General features: G+C 32.3%; 22 protein-coding genes and 1 pseudogene. 2 read left to right on the plus strand and 21 right to left on the minus strand.

All coding sequences use genetic code 11. From position 1 onward, the window contains the following. Positions 1-699: 699 nt before the first annotated feature. The 10 genes and pseudogenes from M663_RS0110695 to M663_RS15615 form a co-directional block, all read right to left on the minus strand. On the minus strand, positions 700-1,416 hold the full coding sequence (locus M663_RS0110695; RefSeq protein ID WP_029688896.1) for a SurA N-terminal domain-containing protein: 717 nt from the start codon (positions 1,414-1,416) through the stop codon (positions 700-702). Positions 1,417-2,187: 771 nt separating this feature from the next. Further along, positions 2,188-3,150 (minus strand): hypothetical protein, encoded by a 963-nt coding sequence (locus M663_RS14800; RefSeq protein ID WP_273702704.1) that lies wholly within the window; start codon positions 3,148-3,150, stop codon positions 2,188-2,190. 7 nt (positions 3,151-3,157) lie between these two features. Continuing rightward, positions 3,158-3,313: pseudogene (locus tag M663_RS15605) on the minus strand (IS21 family transposase); the annotation flags it as partial. Between the two features lie 428 nt (positions 3,314-3,741). Further along, the gene (locus M663_RS0110710; protein WP_029688898.1) at positions 3,742-4,011 is read right to left on the minus strand and encodes a hypothetical protein; all 270 of its coding nucleotides are present in this window, start codon (positions 4,009-4,011) and stop codon (positions 3,742-3,744) included. A gap of 69 nt (positions 4,012-4,080) precedes the next feature. Next, positions 4,081-4,662, minus strand: coding sequence for a hypothetical protein (locus M663_RS0110715; protein ID WP_273702705.1), 582 nt, complete (start codon positions 4,660-4,662; stop codon positions 4,081-4,083). 447 nt (positions 4,663-5,109) lie between these two features. Next, positions 5,110-5,313: a hypothetical protein gene (locus M663_RS0110720; protein WP_042805336.1), complete on the minus strand. Its 204-nt coding sequence runs from the start codon at positions 5,311-5,313 to the stop codon at positions 5,110-5,112. Positions 5,314-5,999: 686 nt separating this feature from the next. After that, the gene (locus tag M663_RS0110735; RefSeq protein ID WP_029688901.1) at positions 6,000-6,188 is read right to left on the minus strand and encodes a hypothetical protein; all 189 of its coding nucleotides are present in this window, start codon (positions 6,186-6,188) and stop codon (positions 6,000-6,002) included. Positions 6,189-6,439: 251 nt separating this feature from the next. Further along, the gene (locus M663_RS0110750; protein ID WP_337954500.1) at positions 6,440-6,838 is read right to left on the minus strand and encodes a geobacillin-26 family protein; all 399 of its coding nucleotides are present in this window, start codon (positions 6,836-6,838) and stop codon (positions 6,440-6,442) included. After that, positions 6,832-6,963, minus strand: a complete 132-nt coding sequence (locus M663_RS15610; RefSeq protein WP_273702706.1) for a hypothetical protein — start codon at positions 6,961-6,963, stop codon at positions 6,832-6,834. Before M663_RS15610 ends, M663_RS0110750 begins: the two co-directional genes overlap by 7 nt. A 134-nt stretch (positions 6,964-7,097) precedes the next feature. Continuing rightward, positions 7,098-7,232 (minus strand): hypothetical protein, encoded by a 135-nt coding sequence (locus tag M663_RS15615; RefSeq protein ID WP_273702707.1) that lies wholly within the window; start codon positions 7,230-7,232, stop codon positions 7,098-7,100. 90 nt (positions 7,233-7,322) lie between these two features. Between M663_RS15615 and M663_RS0110765 the strand changes: the two genes are divergently transcribed. Further along, positions 7,323-7,595, plus strand: a complete 273-nt coding sequence (locus tag M663_RS0110765) for a hypothetical protein (protein ID WP_273702708.1) — start codon at positions 7,323-7,325, stop codon at positions 7,593-7,595. 139 nt (positions 7,596-7,734) lie between these two features. On the opposite strand, the gene M663_RS0110770 is transcribed toward M663_RS0110765, so the two are convergent. The 11 genes from M663_RS0110770 to M663_RS0110820 all read right to left on the minus strand — a co-directional run bounded on the left by M663_RS0110770 (position 7,735) and on the right by M663_RS0110820 (position 15,792). Continuing rightward, positions 7,735-8,412 carry a Crp/Fnr family transcriptional regulator gene (locus M663_RS0110770; protein ID WP_029688904.1) on the minus strand — a complete coding sequence of 226 codons (678 nt, stop codon included), beginning with the start codon at positions 8,410-8,412 and terminating at the stop codon, positions 7,735-7,737. Between the two features lie 36 nt (positions 8,413-8,448). Next, positions 8,449-9,777, minus strand: a complete 1,329-nt coding sequence (dnaB, locus tag M663_RS0110775; RefSeq protein WP_003871293.1) for a replicative DNA helicase — start codon at positions 9,775-9,777, stop codon at positions 8,449-8,451. A 22-nt stretch (positions 9,778-9,799) separates the two neighbouring features. After that, on the minus strand, positions 9,800-10,243 hold the full coding sequence (gene rplI, locus M663_RS0110780; protein WP_003871294.1) for a 50S ribosomal protein L9: 444 nt from the start codon (positions 10,241-10,243) through the stop codon (positions 9,800-9,802). Further along, complete coding sequence (locus M663_RS0110785) at positions 10,240-12,207, minus strand: DHH family phosphoesterase (RefSeq protein WP_029688905.1); 1,968 nt, start codon at positions 12,205-12,207, stop codon at positions 10,240-10,242. The genes rplI and M663_RS0110785 overlap by 4 nt, the downstream gene beginning before the upstream one ends. Positions 12,208-12,225: 18 nt before the next feature. After that, positions 12,226-13,134 (minus strand): YybS family protein, encoded by a 909-nt coding sequence (locus M663_RS0110790; RefSeq protein ID WP_004399544.1) that lies wholly within the window; start codon positions 13,132-13,134, stop codon positions 12,226-12,228. An 8-nt stretch (positions 13,135-13,142) separates the two neighbouring features. Then, complete coding sequence (locus M663_RS0110795) at positions 13,143-13,451, minus strand: MazG-like family protein (protein WP_004399543.1); 309 nt, start codon at positions 13,449-13,451, stop codon at positions 13,143-13,145. Positions 13,452-13,531: 80 nt separating this feature from the next. Next, positions 13,532-13,798, minus strand: coding sequence for a 30S ribosomal protein S18 (rpsR, locus tag M663_RS0110800; RefSeq protein WP_003867432.1), 267 nt, complete (start codon positions 13,796-13,798; stop codon positions 13,532-13,534). Positions 13,799-13,813: 15 nt separating this feature from the next. Beyond that, positions 13,814-14,266 carry a single-stranded DNA-binding protein gene (gene ssb, locus M663_RS0110805; RefSeq protein ID WP_019907098.1) on the minus strand — a complete coding sequence of 151 codons (453 nt, stop codon included), beginning with the start codon at positions 14,264-14,266 and terminating at the stop codon, positions 13,814-13,816. Between the two features lie 31 nt (positions 14,267-14,297). Beyond that, the gene (gene rpsF, locus M663_RS0110810; protein WP_003871386.1) at positions 14,298-14,585 is read right to left on the minus strand and encodes a 30S ribosomal protein S6; all 288 of its coding nucleotides are present in this window, start codon (positions 14,583-14,585) and stop codon (positions 14,298-14,300) included. 67 nt (positions 14,586-14,652) lie between these two features. Further along, positions 14,653-14,859, minus strand: coding sequence for a DUF951 domain-containing protein (locus tag M663_RS0110815; RefSeq protein WP_003867429.1), 207 nt, complete (start codon positions 14,857-14,859; stop codon positions 14,653-14,655). 78 nt (positions 14,860-14,937) lie between these two features. Continuing rightward, complete coding sequence (locus M663_RS0110820) at positions 14,938-15,792, minus strand: mechanosensitive ion channel family protein (RefSeq protein WP_028986059.1); 855 nt, start codon at positions 15,790-15,792, stop codon at positions 14,938-14,940. Positions 15,793-15,941: 149 nt separating this feature from the next. Here M663_RS0110820 and yyaC point away from each other — a divergent pair. Next, positions 15,942-16,369, plus strand: a 428-nt coding sequence (gene yyaC, locus M663_RS14805) for a spore protease YyaC (protein WP_042805338.1), incomplete at its 3' end; no start/stop codon positions are given.

The following is a 16,369-nucleotide window of genomic DNA, read 5'->3' on the forward strand; positions in this document are numbered from 1 at the left end:
TAATGGAACTACTTTTCCTTCTCCTAATATGTTGAAAAGGCAAGATGTAAATAAAATGTTTACAACAAAGAATATAACTATTAGTTTCTTCTTTATTCCATCTTCACCTGCCCTTTACATTTTTTCCTTTCAACTTTATAATAAATAATAACCAACATAATTTCAAGCCGATTTGAATCGGCATGGGGTGTTAAATTAGAATTAAAAGATTTAAACTTGAATTCGGTAAGTAACGAATACAGGATGAAAAACAAATAAGAGAGATTTTGATGAAATTCGATCCACATAATTACCCGATAAACCATAGAGCTATTAAACTAGTCCTGCTAAAACACGCATATGTGGATTTAAGACAAACTCTATCGTTTATCGAGCATAGAGACGGTAACTTTCTCTTAGGACCTCCACGACTGTTCATAGATGGATTTAATGCTTTTGTCAGAATACCTGCAGTTTTATTAATATACAAAAGCCCGGCGATGCAAAAATTCTTCCAATCATTAACCTTACCTGTAATAGGATTTATAATGACTGCAATAGGCTTATTCTCACTTCATAGACATTCACAAACAAGATAAAAAATTTGATGTATAAGCAGTAAAAAAATTAGGAGCGTTTGCTCCCCGCTAATTAGAAATAAATATGGGACTTGAATAAATGTAGTCGGTATATACTTATCTAAAAAAAGCAATAGATTTATCAAAAACCTTTAAACATAGCCTTATACTCGTCACTAATTGATATTTTAGCAGTTTTTATGTACTTATCTACTACACTGTCAAAATATATTTTGTATTCATTTTGCACATCAGATGTCATTTGTTCGGCTTTTTTCACTTCTCCTCTCTTTATCCCTTCTTCTACAATAAAATTATACAATTTGTTAAACAGTAATATCCTTCTTGCATTATACCTTTCATATGTGTTCCAATATTCATCTTCTGTCATTCCACTTGCAGCAATCAATTCATCTAATTTCTTCTTTGCTTCTGGGTATTCATTAAACTCTTTCTTTTCCTTCTCTATATATTCATTTATTTCACCATCTGAGACCTTTATATTGTATTTGCTTGCTAAATATTCTTGTACTTTTTCTTTAATCAATTTCTGCAGTACATAATCATCTATATTATCTGCTTGCAATCCAGATGCTAATGCTAATCCCTTCCTCAATTCAAATTCATTTTTGTATATTGGTATTCCATTAACTTCTGCAATTACATCCCCTTTATTAATTTCTAACTTATCCTTGTTGCTCTTGAAAAAAGAAGATACTTTTTTCATAATATTATCAAATTGTAATTCGTTGGCCTTTTCCTGAGGATTTTTTGCTGAAAATGAAAAGGCACCTATACTTAAAATAAAAATCAAAAAGATGCTTAAACTAACTAAGATTAAAGTTCGACTTTTTTTCACTTCAATCTACCTCCTTAAATCAAAAATTAAATGTTAAAGTTGTATAGTCAGTCCAATTGTTGGGTATCCAACTTGGATCTAATTGAAAAAGTGTCTTTGCTATAGCATTCACTGTCTTAGGTGATGTGGAATAATAACTAATTCTATATGGACTATATAAATCGAAATATATTAGCGTACCTGGATTCCAAATTGAACCATTTGGATTGTTTATGAATTGCGAAGAATCTAAGGAGCCAAGTAAAGTTCCAGAACTACCATCTACCACATCAACACCTATTAAATAGCAATTACCATTACCTATTTCAGGACTATTGGGTAATGGATTAAAAGCAGCAACGTAGTGATCACTAATATACTTTAAGGGGTAACTAGTGTAATTAGATGCACTATAGCTTACATAAAAAGCAAAAATCTTAGTTCCCCAATCGCTCGACCACGCATAATGACGTATATAGTTTTGAGTAGAAGCAGCAAAGCCTATATTTACTAAGGAAACTGACAATACTAATATTAACAGAAAAACAAATTGAAATAACAAATACTGGGAAAATATTCATTAGTTTTTTCTTCATTTATGTTTTCTCTTTACATATCTTTCCCTTAACTATATAATATATGGAAAAACAAAAAAGCTCAAGCCGATTTGAATCGGCATGAAATGTTAAAAAATGGGCTTTCTAACTTATAATTAACAACCTATAAGATATAGCTCCTTCTTATAAAACCTATCTTTAAGACAAAAAATAAGAACTTATTTATGTTAAATTATCAATAATCATGGGTTTTTGCTGATAAATTTTTTAAATCCTCCCTAATTATTTTTAAAGCAGAAGGGACAGGTCCTATATTCATATAAGCAATATTACCTACTTCCTTCCAGTTGCTTTGCGTTTCTATAAATCTCCTAAGAAAACCATTGCCAATACTAAACCAACTCTTATAAAAAATATTTGTCACTAGTCTTATATTTAAAAAGACCTTCCCATCTTTTTCATACTTATCAAGTTTTTTATCAAATTCCTCAAATCCTTTTACGCTATCACTCCAGTTTCTAATTACATTTTCTACAGAAACATCTTTAGCTTTTAAGTTTTTATAATGGATTATATCTGGGTATTCCATCCAATCTTTTGAAAGTGTCGCAAATATATAGGCAAGTTGGTATTTAGTAAGAGCCAATGAATAAAAATTATTTTTTTCCAATTCCTTTGCAGTATTATAATTTCCCACAGAATATTTGTAAAGTTCTTCACCCCACGATTTGCTTCTTACTTTGTCCGATATAGCTTCTAATGCTTTTCCTGCTCTTTCTCTATAGAAGTCCAAAATTTCTCTCTTATCTTTTTCAGAATCTTGTCTTGTGTTTATGGTATCAATAATTATCTCACTGAATTCAATTTGATTTTTAGCCATTTGAAGAACTGAAAGTGCGGAACCCAAAGCCCTAGCCCTTTGTACTTGTGTCTTTTCATCTGCATCACTTTCTTGACTCAATTTTGCATATTCTGATAAACTTTGGTCTACCTGTTTGAATAAATTATTTCTAACGTCTTCAATAGTATCTTCTACATAAGATAGATTGAGCCAGCTCTCAAAATTTACTTTGCTATTATTTTCATATTCTAATGTTTTTTGAGACAGCTTTTTGACTTCGTATGTGAGTGTTTTATAAATATTCAAAGCCTCACCATGTAAACTAGGCAAGTCATCATCCGCCAAACTAAACGGCAAGACATAATACCCTTGCTTTTATTTCATCATAGTATTTATCTAATTTACTTTGTTTATTTCTTGTTTTTGGCTTGCCTTCATATCCTTCATAATACTTTTTAACAGTTCTCCTATCTATTCCATATTCTCTTGCTAATTCTGAAAAATTAGGTTTTATCTCCATAGCTTTAAATATACTAATTTGACCTATAGGTCCTTACAATATTTCGTTTTATCGAAATTATTCACTTTTTCTTTCTTTTTCTCTTTTATTCATATGTCACCAGTGAAAATTTTTAATTTTGTAACTCTAAGTTATAACAGGTTAAATTTGTAAAATAGTTTCAACGACTGTAGGATTATCTATTGCAGAATATAGAAAGGCATTCTTAAAATAAATTGTTTGAAAATTTAAACTTTATATACCTCCGCTTTTAATTTTTTGTCATTCTCTCCTATAGGTAGAAATGTTATAATTACAAAAACTTTTTATACTTTTGTTTCTGACAATGGCGAAATAATGTTTTCTAATAGAGAATAAATCAAAAAGCCCTCCTATTTCTAGAGGACTTTTTGATTTTAAACAAGATGAACCGTTCTTTTTGTTAAGTTTTACATTGGTTCAGAATCTGTCACTTCTATATTTATGTCGTCTTTATCAATAACAGTTCCCCCAGCGGTTTCAGTATACCAACCTAACCATGAAGTCCCTGAAGGTGAATATTTGAATTGGGATTTTTCTACTTTACTTTTGACCTTTTCTAATACATTATCTGGTATTGTATTATCATTACCATTGGATAAATCATTTGCATAAACAAAATATGCATTTATAAATAATGTAAAGACAAGAATCATAAGTAACAATATAATTTTTTTCATTCTGGATTTCTCCTTTCTCTTCATAAATTATATTTTAAAAGTTTAAAAGTAGTTATTATCGTATCTAGTCTAATCATTTTTTGTCTTATCAAAATTTTTTAATATTTCTATCAATGTTTTCATGACATTATTCATTAATGATATATCTACTTCGCTTGTTGATGAATATTGAACTAAAACTATCAAATTTTTATATGTTAAAACAGCTGTACTATTTTTTTCTGCTAAATTTTTATTTAAATGTGCAAATCCTTTATTATAAATCCATCCCACAAAATCATTACCAATATAATTTTCCGTGTAGTAAATTCCAACTGTTATTTGTATATTCTGTTTTTCATTTTCTATAGTAAACTGTTCATCAGTATTTGGTGAATTAAAATCACCGTTTAAAGTTAAAAACTCCCTTTTACCAAATGATAGTTCTTTTTCAATTGCAGTAACATTCCCATCTATAGTGCTAGCATTTACTTTGAAACCTTCTATGTTAAAAGTCTTAACCATTGTTTCAAATAATTCCTTATAATCTTTATAGCTTAATATATCCAAATTATCAGTGGTTTCGTTATTTGTTATTAAGTTATCCCTAATTTTGTATATATTACCCAAATGTATTTTGTAATATAAAAATGTTAACGCAATTATGACCACAATCGAAATAATTACCATCAATATATTTTTATATTTTATAATTTTTTACTCCCCCCTGTTAAATAATTTTTACTACCAAAATGTTATTTTAACGCATTTTATCATCACATCCCGGGCACTACAGAATGCCATCTTATTAAATCTTTCTCTCCTAATAGTCCAACTTCATTTTTGGTCACCATGTTAAAATACAACGAAGATATCAAAATGGCACCATCTTTACATATCTATTCCTTAACTATATATATAATAGATAGTAAATAGAATAATTTAAACACGATTTAAATCAGGGTAAGGCATCAAAAAATGGATAAATTTTAGTATAAATTAGAAGCTTTTGATAACGAGTAAAAAATATTCGCAAATCTTTGAAGCTTCTCCAGAGCAGTGTTTCCGTGTACAGTTTTGTCATTGAGAAAGGATATAGAACTACATCACTAAATTTTTTTATAATTCTACTAGTTCTTTCAATTGATGGTAATGTGTTTTATCCCACCTTTCTCCATGTATCATTGGTCCTCTTTTTTCTGCTACTAGGTATTGCTGTTGTATCACTTTTTTATCATTCATATAAGTTGGAGCTATGTTAACATATGCCAATGTCCCAAGCAAAGAAATTACTATTATCAACAAAACCATAATTCTCCTCAATTTACTTCACCTTCTAAATCCTCTTTCAATTTTATCCTCATTTCTACATTTGACACCCACTTTTTGTAAAATTCCTACTGCTTAATTAATATATTGTTACAGAATACGGTACATCAGAATTTATTTTTGTGTCGTAATAGCTGTTTAGAGCATCATAAAACTTAAATTCTGCTGAAACATAACCTGTACAGACATACGTTCCGCTTTCGGATATAGGTGCTAAATACATCTCTTTCTGGGAGTTGCAGGACCTCCTGAGTTCCCTATGCGTTAATATTGTATAACATGCCAAGGCCTATGACCCCGAGGAAGCATTGCTATTCTCGCCATCCCAAATATCAATGTTTTGCCTTCTGCCGGTTCCACAGCATCGGCCTTCCTGTCTAGGGATTTCGGGGCTTTAACACCTTCAATCTTTCGATTTTCGGCCTGCTATCTCCTTTGCCTACGCTTAGCTATATATGTCACCATATATACCCCAAGGCTAAGTACCGGTTGCTGGCTAAGCTTTACCGGACAGGATTCGCACTTGCTTTAACGCATGAGCTTTCCTCAGCGCACGGAACCGTCCCATTTGTCTGATAAATGCATAATTAAAAACATTAACATATGCTATTTAAAACCAAATATTTTATTTGATAAAAATTTAAACATCCGCCATAATATTGTAATTTGATATTTAATCCTCATCTACCAGGAGGAATAAATGTACTAATTAAAACAAATAATGCTGGAACATTTGCTACCAAAACAAGAACTATTATTCGTGGTGCAATGTAGCTGATATTTTTTTTATGTAAATACTTGTAATGTTGATAAACTAAAATGTTATTAAGTATTAACACTGTAATTAACATAAACCTAAAAAGAATCATAAAAGCACCTTCTTAAAATTGAACTCTATTAAAATAATAATCACAATGATTAGCATCTTGTTTAGCATTGTAAAAATATATTGCAGCACTTACCACTCCACCTGCTCCTGCAAGTAATCCAATTATAGTTCCTATTCCTACCGTTTCCCCCCTGCAATTGCCGATGCCACTATACCTGCAACTATACTACCTGTTGCAGCAATTGCAGCGTACTGACTTCTAATCATTGAATCAAGACCACTTTCGAAATTTTATAAATTATTCGCATTGTGTGAGTTTTCATATACGCTTTTAGCACTTTTGGGCGTATACAAATTCCAGACATAATCATTTTGACCTGTGTATTGAATCACATTTAATCCATATCCCCACCAAAGATCCTTTTCATCTAATAAAATTAAATATAATGGAGTTATAATAGAATTATCAATCGTTTCTTTAATTCCTTGTTTGCTAATATCATTAATTTTGGATTCCAATTTATATTCTTTTTTCTCACCTGCACTTTTTCCTATTTCTTTAATGTCAAATTCACCAGTATCTTTATTATATGTAACAACCGTTAACTTATCTTCCTCCCCTACAAACACTTTTCTTATACTGTTATTATCTTCAACTACTTTTACTGTATATTTATTTCCTTCTATAATATATACGTTTCAGAGAAAATTTGTGATTTATTAGCAATTGCTTTATCCACAGCAAATACTACCTCAAAGGATGAGACAGTAAAAAGCAGCAAAATTAAAAATAATGAAATTGCTTTTTTTACCATATTCTTTCCTCCCTATTTCAATATTTTACAATTTCACTCAATCAAGCTTCAAAAGCTTATCTTCCCGCTAAATTAAGACTCCATCATCACCATCTTCACAAAAATAATTTAAACTTTTTTCTTATATAACAGCATCACCTCCCAGGCATTACAGAATGCCATCTTATCAAATCTTCCTCTCCTAATGGTGCAATTGTGCCTGTATTAAAATATAAAGAAGACAATGAAATAGTAAATGCTAAGATTATAATCATTAATTTTCTTTTCATTTTTCCATTCCCCTTTACATATTTTTTCCTTAACTATATAATATATGGTAAAGTAAATAATTTCAACCCGATTTAAATCGGGGTAGGGTTTTGAAATATGAAAAAGCGCTGTACTATGCTGATTTGGGCATAAAAACCTGTATAGAAGCCAGAGTCTTAGATGGCCTTTTATACTTCAGAAAAGGAATCGCAGAATATCACCTTAAAAGAGAAAATTACAAAGATTCGCTTATAAAAGCTATGCATTTGTTTGAAATATTTGGACAGGGAAATTTGAAAGAAATGGCTATAGAAAATTGTAAGAAATTTTATAATATAGACATTACACAGGAAAGTTTTATAATAGAAAAACTGGATCCTTAATTATATAATATATGGTAGAGGAAATTTTTTTAATCCGATTTGAATCAGCATGGAGTGATAAAAAATAGATATGTAACACAAAGCAAAAACCAAAAATAATTTTTAGACTTTTTAGTCAATTCGAGGGATAAAAATATAACTACAGCATCTCTTTAAGCTTTTCTATATCTCTAATTATTATTTTCTGCCTGTCAAGATGTATTATCCCCTCTTTGTCCATTTGGCTTAAAATCCTTGTGACGTTTTCTCTTGATGTGCCGACTATGTTGGCAAGGTCTTGCCTATTGAGATTTAAATCTAATAAAATTCCTTCTTTTGTGTTTATTCCTCTCTCTTTTGCAAAAGTGAGAAGTACAGAAGCCGTTCTGCCAATGGAATCTCTTAAAGCGAGATTTTCTATTATGACAGCTACATTTTTTAATCTTTTTGCCATAAGCTTTATTATGCTTAAGGCTATTTCAGTATTTTTTAATATTAAATTTTCTATATCCTTATTTTTTAGCATAATCACTTCGGAGTCCTCTATAGCCTCTGCAGTTGCAGGATATTCTCCACCGACAAATAGAATAGACTCAGCAAATACGTCTCCTTTTTCCATTATTTTAATAATGTACTCTTTCCCGATAGAAGATGTTTTTGATATTTTAACTTTGCCAGATTTTACAAAATATATAGCTTCTCCCTTTTCCCCCTCCATGAAAATAATAGACCCTTTTTTAAAAAAGTTGATAGTTGAAATTTTATGTATCTCTTCAAGGGATTTATCCTCCAGCTCATTAAAATAAGGAACTTTTTTAAGGTAATCAAAATCAGCCATAATGACTTTCATCCCTTCTCAGAAATAGACTAAAGATTATTCCGTTCTATATTTATCAAGACTTACAAATTTTGTATACTGTGCAAGCCATAAAAGTTCCACTGTCCCTGTGGGCCCATTTCTGTGTTTTGCAATTATAACTTCTGCTATGTTTTTCTTTTCAGAATCTTTATGATAGTAATCATCTCTGTACAAAAACATTACTATGTCAGCGTCCTGCTCTATTGCTCCAGATTCCCTCAAATCGCTCAAAATAGGTCTGTGGTCTGACCTAGACTCAGGTGCACGGGAAAGCTGTGAAAGGGTGATTACAGGAACATTGAGTTCTCTTGCTAAACTTTTAAGAGACCTCGATATTTCTGAAATTTCTTGTTGCCTGTTTTCTGCCCTTCCTCTTCCCTGCATAAGCTGCAGATAATCTATCATCACCAAGCCCAATCCTTTTTCCAGTTTAAGGCGCCGGCACTTCGCCCTTATGTCCATTACGCCAATTCCAGGGGTATCATCAATATAGATAGGAGCTTTAGAAAGAGGAGTCATTGCAGCTGCCAGTTTCATCCAGTCATCTTCATCAAGATTTCCTGTCCTAAGCTTTTGGCTATCTATATTGGCAGTAGAACAGATAAGCCTGTTTACCAACTGCTCTTTTGACATCTCTAAGCTAAATATGGCAACAGGAAGGCCTGTCAAAAGAGCTGCATTTTGAGCAATATTTAAAGCAAAAGAGGTTTTTCCCATTGAAGGTCTTGCTGCGACTAATATAAAGTCAGAGGGCTGAAAGCCGGCAGTTTTTAAGTCAAGGTCAGGAAAGCCAGAGGGAATTCCCGTAAGCTGTCCTTTGTTTTTGTAAAGTTCTTCTATTTTATAAAAGGTATTCATTAACACGTCTTTTATAGGTGAAAAATTAGTAGTGTTTCTTCCTTGAGCTATATCAAATATTTTTTGTTCTGCTATGTCAAGGACAGTTTCTACGTCATCCCCTTCGTAACTTAACTCCATAATCTCTGAAGAGGCCTCAATGAGCCTTCTCAATGTGGCCTTTTCTTTTATAAGCTTTGCATAGTAAGATACGTTAGCAGTGGTAATAACATTGGAAGACAGGCTTGCTATATAATCAATTCCGCCAACAGCCTCCAGCATGTTTCGCTTTCTAAGTTCATCAACTACTGTCACAAGGTCAACGGGGATGTCTTTTTCAAACATCTCCATCATTACATCGAATAATTTTTTGTGGGATTCTTTATAAAAGTCGTCGGCTTTTATTATTTCAGAAACGTCTATTATAGCATCCCTAGATAAAAGCATTGACCCTAAGACGGATTGTTCAGCTTCTATGTTTTGGGGAGGGATTTTGCTCCACTCCATCCTTATTCCCCCCTTGCTTTAATTACTCTGCCACAACATCTACCTTCACTTTTGCTATGACTCCTTGATAAAGTTTTATGTCTACATAATAGGTACCTGTAGTCTTTACAGTCTCGTCAAAAGATATTTTCTTCTTATCAATGTCAAAGCCTTTCTCCTTTAAAGCCTCTTCCACGTCTTTTGAAGTGATAGATCCAAAAAGTTTACCATTTTCTCCTGCTTTTACTTTTAAAACTAAGCTTAAGTTTGAAAGCTTTTGGGCCATTTCTTTTGCTTCCTCTAATTCTTGCTGTCTCTTTTTCTCTTCTGCCTTTTTCTTTTCATTAAGCACTTTTATGTTGGATTCTGTAGCCTCTATGGCAAGTCCTCTTGGAAGGAGATAATTTCTCCCATACCCGTCGCTGACATTTACAATTTCTCCTGCTTTTCCTACATTTTTAACATCTTTTACTAATATAACTTTCATTTGTCTTCACCTTCCTCTTCAAAATATTCTTTAATAGCATTTTTTAAGTCTTGCAGTACTTCCTCTATAGGCTTTTTGACCTGAGCTCCTGCAACAGTTAAATGTCCTCCTCCACCAAGCTTTTCAAGGATAACTTGAACATTTATGTCTCCAAGAGAGCGTCCGCTTATGGCTACATCTTCTTCTCTTTTTAAAAGGACAAAAGAGGCTTGTACCCCCTTTATTGTAAGAAGTTCATCAGCAGCCTGGGCTATGATGAGATTGTTGGCATTTGGAGGGCTAACTGCTATTGCAATGCCGTTATCCAATATCTCGGCATTTTTCACTATTGAAGCTTTTATTATGTAAGAATCTAAGTCATTTTGGAAAAGCTGCTTAACAGAGGTTGTATCTGCCCCTTTTCTCCTCAAAAAGGAGGCTGCTTCAAAAGTCCTGGAACCTGTCCTGAAAGTGAAATTTTTTGTATCCACTGATATTCCTGCCATTAAAGCCTCAGCTTCTATAGGTTTTATGTCAATCTTGTCTACCATATACTGCAAAATTTCTGTGACTAATTCGCTAGCAGAAGAAGCATAAGGCTCTAAATAGACAAGCAAGGCTTTGTCAATAAACTCTTTCCCTCTTCTATGGTGGTCTATAACAACTATTCTGTCTATAATATCTACAATTTCGGGATAAGTAAGATAACTGGGTCTATGGGTATCAACCACTATTAAAAGGCTGTTTTGGTCCACCATGTTTTTAACTTCACTGCTTTTTATAAATAAATCTTCATAGCCTTTTGTGTTTTGTATTTTCTTTACCAATTCATCTATTGCTACATTAGATTTATCTAATATTATATAGGCTTTTTTGCCTAAAGACATGCTGGCTCTATACATGCCAATTGCAGCACCTAATGAATCAAAGTCCATAAAGTTGTGACCCATTATGAAAATGGTAGAGGTTTCTTTTATGAGCTCTTTTATAGCGTGGGCAATTACTCTCGCCTTTACTTTTGTCCTCTTTTCAACAGCTTGTGTTCTTCCTCCATAAAACGAAATTTTATCTCCTCTTTTTATTACTGCTTGGTCTCCTCCTCGCCCTAATGCTAAGTCTAAGGCGCTAGAGGCATATTCATTTAAGGCTAAAAAGTCATTGGCATCTGCTCCAATTCCTATGCTTAAAGTTAAAGGGATTTTTATCTCTTCTCCAATTTCTCTCACTTTATCCAATATTTCAAATTTATTTTCTTCTAAGCTTTTTAATCCTTCCTCTTTAAATACGACAAAGTATTTATCATCATCATATTTTTTCATAAAAGCTTTTATTGAGGAAGCCCATTCTGAAAGTTTTTTTTCTATTTCTGAAGAAACCACCGCTTTTTTAATATCTTCTATTGCCATCATCGCTTCTTCGTAGTTGTCAATTATTATATGCCCTACCACAGGTCTATCGAAAGCCAAAGATTTCTTAAGCTGAATGTATTCAGTGTTATCAAGGAATAAAAGAGTACAGCTTAGGTCCTTCCCTTTTTTTCTTTTTGCTTGAGAATCTACTTTTAACACGGAATAGTACCGGCCATTGAACTCTATTTGGTTTTTTTTGTCATCTATTTTGTTTCCAGCATATTTTTTTATCAATTTCTTTATCTCTTCATTTTCATTAAAGACCTGAGAATAGCTTAAATTATACCACAGGATTTCTCCGTTATCATTTAAAATAACGGCAGGAATTGGCATCTTTGCTAAAACGCTTTTTGATGCCTTGTCAACATTGAAAAATATATCTTCTATATATTTATCTAACTCTAATCGCTTTTTCTTTACGCCATAGTATTCACTTAAAAGCACATAAAGAAAGATGATTAATGAAATAGAAGCAATTATCTCGTTGTAGTAAAACATTAAAGCTATTAATAGAGCTGATAGCAAAATATTTATCACATTGACAGAAGAAATTATTTTATAAAATTTCTTATCCACAAAAACACCTCTCGTCTTCTAACTCATGTATTTTCTTAAATCTATGCTGGTATCCACAATACCTATTACGGTAAGTAGCCAAGAGGTAAGAGGAAAAAGAAATAAAAATACAAGGATTAAGTTAGCAGCCAATGATTTTATCTTCAATCTATGAATTAAATAATATTTTACTACCGCCAAGCCTCCTAACGTAAAACCTAGAGAAAGCAATACTATTATATTGGTAGTTATTGCTTCAGGTTGCTTTAGAAAATATTGATACAGTAATGCTCCAATAAAAATCCACCCTGTGATATAAGGCATTTTCCATTCTTCAAAAGGTGGAAGTGCATCTATATAAACCCTTTGAGTTTTCAAGATTTTGTATACAATTATATAATTAATTAAAATGACAGCTACGACCGCGATTATTATAGATGCAGGTAAAGTCATTTTAAGCATTTCTTCAATTGTTAATAAATTGCTTTTTATAGCCGAAAAGTTTGGATGTCCCTGATAAATAGATAATACTTCTTTTGTGCTCATATCAATTGCCTTAAAAAACTGATCGAGTGCATTTATTTTGAAAGCCACTTTTATGAAATAAAATATTACAATCACACCAAATATTGACACAACAGAAGTATCTATAAGTGTCTCACTAGCTTTACGTTTTTTCGATATTAAATACCCCATAACAAATCCTTGTAAGGCAAAAAATAAACTTGTAAAAGCTGTACCTATATCTGTAAAAATTACATTTACAATAAATACAGCAAAAGATGATGCAATAGCATAAGATTCAGAACTTCTTATACAAGTTATAGCAATGGGAGCTGGTATCAAAAAAAATAGCACAAATAAGGGCGGAATATACACTCCTATTAATGTCATTACTACAGCCATTGCTGTCATCATTGCCGCATTGGTAAGTTTTCGTAAATCCATTAAATCAATCACTCCCGCTTTCTACCCTTTATGTATCTCTCTAATCCAGAAAAATTATATTCTCCTTCAAAGTTTTTATCAATAATTTGAAGTTTGAGTTTTTTTTGAAGCGCTTCATCTATTTCTTCAAAGTCATAGCCTAATTTCTCTCCTAATAAGTACGCAGAAATTAAAATATCACAAAGATTGTCTACTAACACTTCTCCACTTTCATCTTCATTAAAGGCTTTCAAAAGAGAATATACTTTTCCTAAAATTTTTATTTTTAAATTTTCAATACTCCTTATGTTTTTAGCAATCTCAAGATTATTTTTCATACTTTTATTCCACCTTTATTTTTGACAGCTTTTTTAAATAGTAAACTAAAAGAGGGCATCGCCCTCTTATTATTATATCATTATTCTACTGTATATGGTAGTAGTGCAATCTGTCTTGCTCTTTTAATAGCTTTTGTAAGCTGCCTTTGATGCCTTGCACAGTTTCCTGTAATTCTTCTCGGCAGAATTTTTCCTCTTTCTGTGATGTACTTGCGGAGCCTTGCTACATCTTTGTAATCAATTTTGTCTATATTATCTGTGCAAAAAGCACAAACGCGCTTTTTCGCTTTTCTGCCTCTTTTTTTAGTAGCTGCGTTATCTTTCGCCGTCGTATTAGCTGTTGTCATCCTTCAACCTCCTTTTTAAAAAGGTAAATCATCTTCACTCTCTATAGGTGTAAAGCCCTCAAACTCTTCCGGTATATCTTCAAATACACTGTCAAAGCCTTCATCAAAATCTCTATTTTCTTCAGCATTGCCACTGCTGCCAAAACCAGATTTCGGCTCTAAAAATCTCACGTCATCTGCTACAACTTCAGTAACCCAATGTCGATTGCCGCTATTATCATCCCATGTTCGGGTTTGAATGCTTCCAGTTACCGCTATTAATCTGCCTTTTTTTAAATTGTTAGCGCAAATTTCTGCAAGTTTTCTCCAAGTTACGATGGGTATAAAATCTGTAGGCCTTTCCCCGCTTTGACTGACATAATTCCTGTTAACCGCTAATGTAAATGTAGTAACAGGAACCATGTTAGCACTATACCTCATCACAGGGTCTTTTGTAAGACGGCCTATTAAAATAACCTTATTTAACATTTTTAACCCACCTTTTTATATTAATAAACGATCATTCGTCAGTTCTTATTATTAAATATCTCAAAACGCCATCTGTGATCTTATAAACTCTCTCCAATTCCTGAGAAACCTTTGAGTTGCTGTTAAAGTTCATCAGTACATAATATCCCTCAGGCTTTTTGTCAATTGGATAGGCTAATTTTCTCTTACCCCATTCATCAAAATTGGTTATTTCTCCACCATTTTCAATGATGAGGTTTTTAAATCTTTCTATTAAGCCTTTTCTTTCCTCTTCACTTAAATCTGGAGAGAGAATGTACATTGTCTCGTATGACCTCATCTTTTCACCTCCTTTTGGACTAAACGGCCCCAAAAAGGGCAAGGCGGCAATCCATATCCATATTCTATCATTGTCCAGAGGGATTTTCAACTGTTTTTAAAATTTTTTTGATGCTCTTTTCAAATTTAGCTCGCGGCATCAAAACCATTCTTCCGCATTTTAGGCATTTTATACGAATATCCATACCAACTCTTAAAATTTCCCATTCGTCAGAACCACAAGGATGCTTTTTTTTCATCTTTACAATATCTCCTACATGGAGTTCTTTTGGCAAAACAATCACCTCAATTAATTTATGAACTTAATAAATCAACTGAAAAGGTGCTTTGATTTTCACACATTACTAACCGAGTTATGTGTCAATATTTGTTATTGTAACATCTGTATGCGGATACGGAAATGTAATCTTTTCTCTATCAAATACTTTTTTTATCCTGTATCTTATATCCCTTTCAACTTCCCATTGTTTCATAGGCTCTGTTTTCGCAATAATCGTTATTAAAACTTGCGAGTCCTGAAAATCCGTAATTCCCAAGACTGTAGGGCCCTCTATCACATCATTCCTGGATTTTTTTATATCTTCACAAATTTGTGTGAGCACATTTATTATTCTATCAATATCTTCCTCATAAGGAATACCTACATTTACAAGCGCTCTCATACTGCCTCGTGTATGGTTTGTTACAGTCTTTATTTCTCCATTTGGTATTATATGTAAATCGCCCGAAAAATCCCTTATTTTGCTTGTTCTTAGTCCTACTTCTTCAACAAGACCCGAAAAATTATTTATCGTTATATAATCCCCAACTCCAAACTGATCTTCAAATATTATGAAAAACCCCGAAATCACGTCTTTGACTAGATTTTGAGCACCAAAACCTATAGCCAAACTGCCAATTCCGGCAACTGCCAATATTGATGTCATTTCTATGTTGAAAATTTTTAGTATTGAAGCAGCTGCTATGAAATAAATGACATATCTCAATATATTTTTGGTAAGAGACATTAAAGTGCCTATCTTTCTTTCAGGAAGCTGTATTTTTCCTTTTGTCTGTAATTTGTAAAACCTTGATATAAGTATGTCTCCTATTTTTATACCTATAAAAGCTATAACCAAAATTTTTATGATGTCGAAAGTTACTTTTAATATTTTTATATCGTAAAGACTTGAAAGTTTTTGGTATAGTTGAGCTATTGTCTCCATCATATCACCCGCTTTATTTCCTTTATATTTTATATATTACACAAGTAAGAAAGGTTTTTCAATAATCAAAACCGGAAATTACCTGTATTTAATTTTACATAGTTGACAAAAATATATTTGTAAGACTTATCAACTTAAGAAAGGAGAAGCATATGGAGTTAATAAATATTGAAGACAAAAGTGCTGTAGGGCATTTTTATAAATTTTTCTCTAACTACCTGACAGAACTATATGATTATCGAAAAGAAATAGTTTTGCTGTGTATAGGGACTGATAGGTCCACAGGGGATAGCTTGGGACCTTTAATTGGTCATAAACTAAAGCCTCTTCTTAAAGGAAAAGCCCATGTCTTTGGTACTTTAGAAGAACCACTACATGCAAAAAACATACATCAGGTTTTAAAGTACATAAATTTAAATTATGGACGTCCTTTTATGATAGCGATAGACGCTTGTTTGGGTTCTTTAAACCACGTAGGTCACATTTCTGTTGGAAAAGGACCTATAAAGCCTGGAGCAGGAGTTTCAAAAGACCTGCCTCCTGTAGGAGATATGTTTGTTACAGGAATTGTCAATATCTC

Origin of the sequence: Thermoanaerobacter sp. A7A, assembly GCF_000445185.1 — a bacterium.
Taxonomy (GTDB): Bacteria; Bacillota; Thermoanaerobacteria; order Thermoanaerobacterales; family Thermoanaerobacteraceae; genus Thermoanaerobacter.

Coding starts and splice junctions, on each gene's coding strand:
- M663_RS0110790 (WP_004399544.1), bottom strand. CDS start 13,134: ATGGATTTACGAAAACTTACCAATGCGGCAATGATGACAGCAATGGCT.
- M663_RS0110735 (WP_029688901.1), bottom strand. CDS start 6,188: ATGATTCTTTTTAGGTTTATGTTAATTACAGTGTTAATACTTAATAAC.
- M663_RS0110710 (WP_029688898.1), bottom strand. CDS start 4,011: ATGAAAAAAATTATATTGTTACTTATGATTCTTGTCTTTACATTATTT.
- rplI (WP_003871294.1), bottom strand. CDS start 10,243: ATGAAAGTTATATTAGTAAAAGATGTTAAAAATGTAGGAAAAGCAGGA.
- M663_RS15615 (WP_273702707.1), bottom strand. CDS start 7,232: ATGAAAAGAAAATTAATGATTATAATCTTAGCATTTACTATTTCATTG.
- dnaB (WP_003871293.1), bottom strand. CDS start 9,777: ATGGAGTGGAGCAAAATCCCTCCCCAAAACATAGAAGCTGAACAATCC.
- M663_RS0110795 (WP_004399543.1), bottom strand. CDS start 13,451: ATGAAAAATAATCTTGAGATTGCTAAAAACATAAGGAGTATTGAAAAT.
- rpsR (WP_003867432.1), bottom strand. CDS start 13,798: ATGACAACAGCTAATACGACGGCGAAAGATAACGCAGCTACTAAAAAA.
- M663_RS0110820 (WP_028986059.1), bottom strand. CDS start 15,792: ATGATGGAGACAATAGCTCAACTATACCAAAAACTTTCAAGTCTTTAC.
- rpsF (WP_003871386.1), bottom strand. CDS start 14,585: ATGAGGTCATACGAGACAATGTACATTCTCTCTCCAGATTTAAGTGAA.
- ssb (WP_019907098.1), bottom strand. CDS start 14,266: ATGTTAAATAAGGTTATTTTAATAGGCCGTCTTACAAAAGACCCTGTG.
- M663_RS15610 (WP_273702706.1), bottom strand. CDS start 6,963: ATGGTAAAAAAAGCAATTTCATTATTTTTAATTTTGCTGCTTTTTACT.
- M663_RS0110770 (WP_029688904.1), bottom strand. CDS start 8,412: ATGGCTGATTTTGATTACCTTAAAAAAGTTCCTTATTTTAATGAGCTG.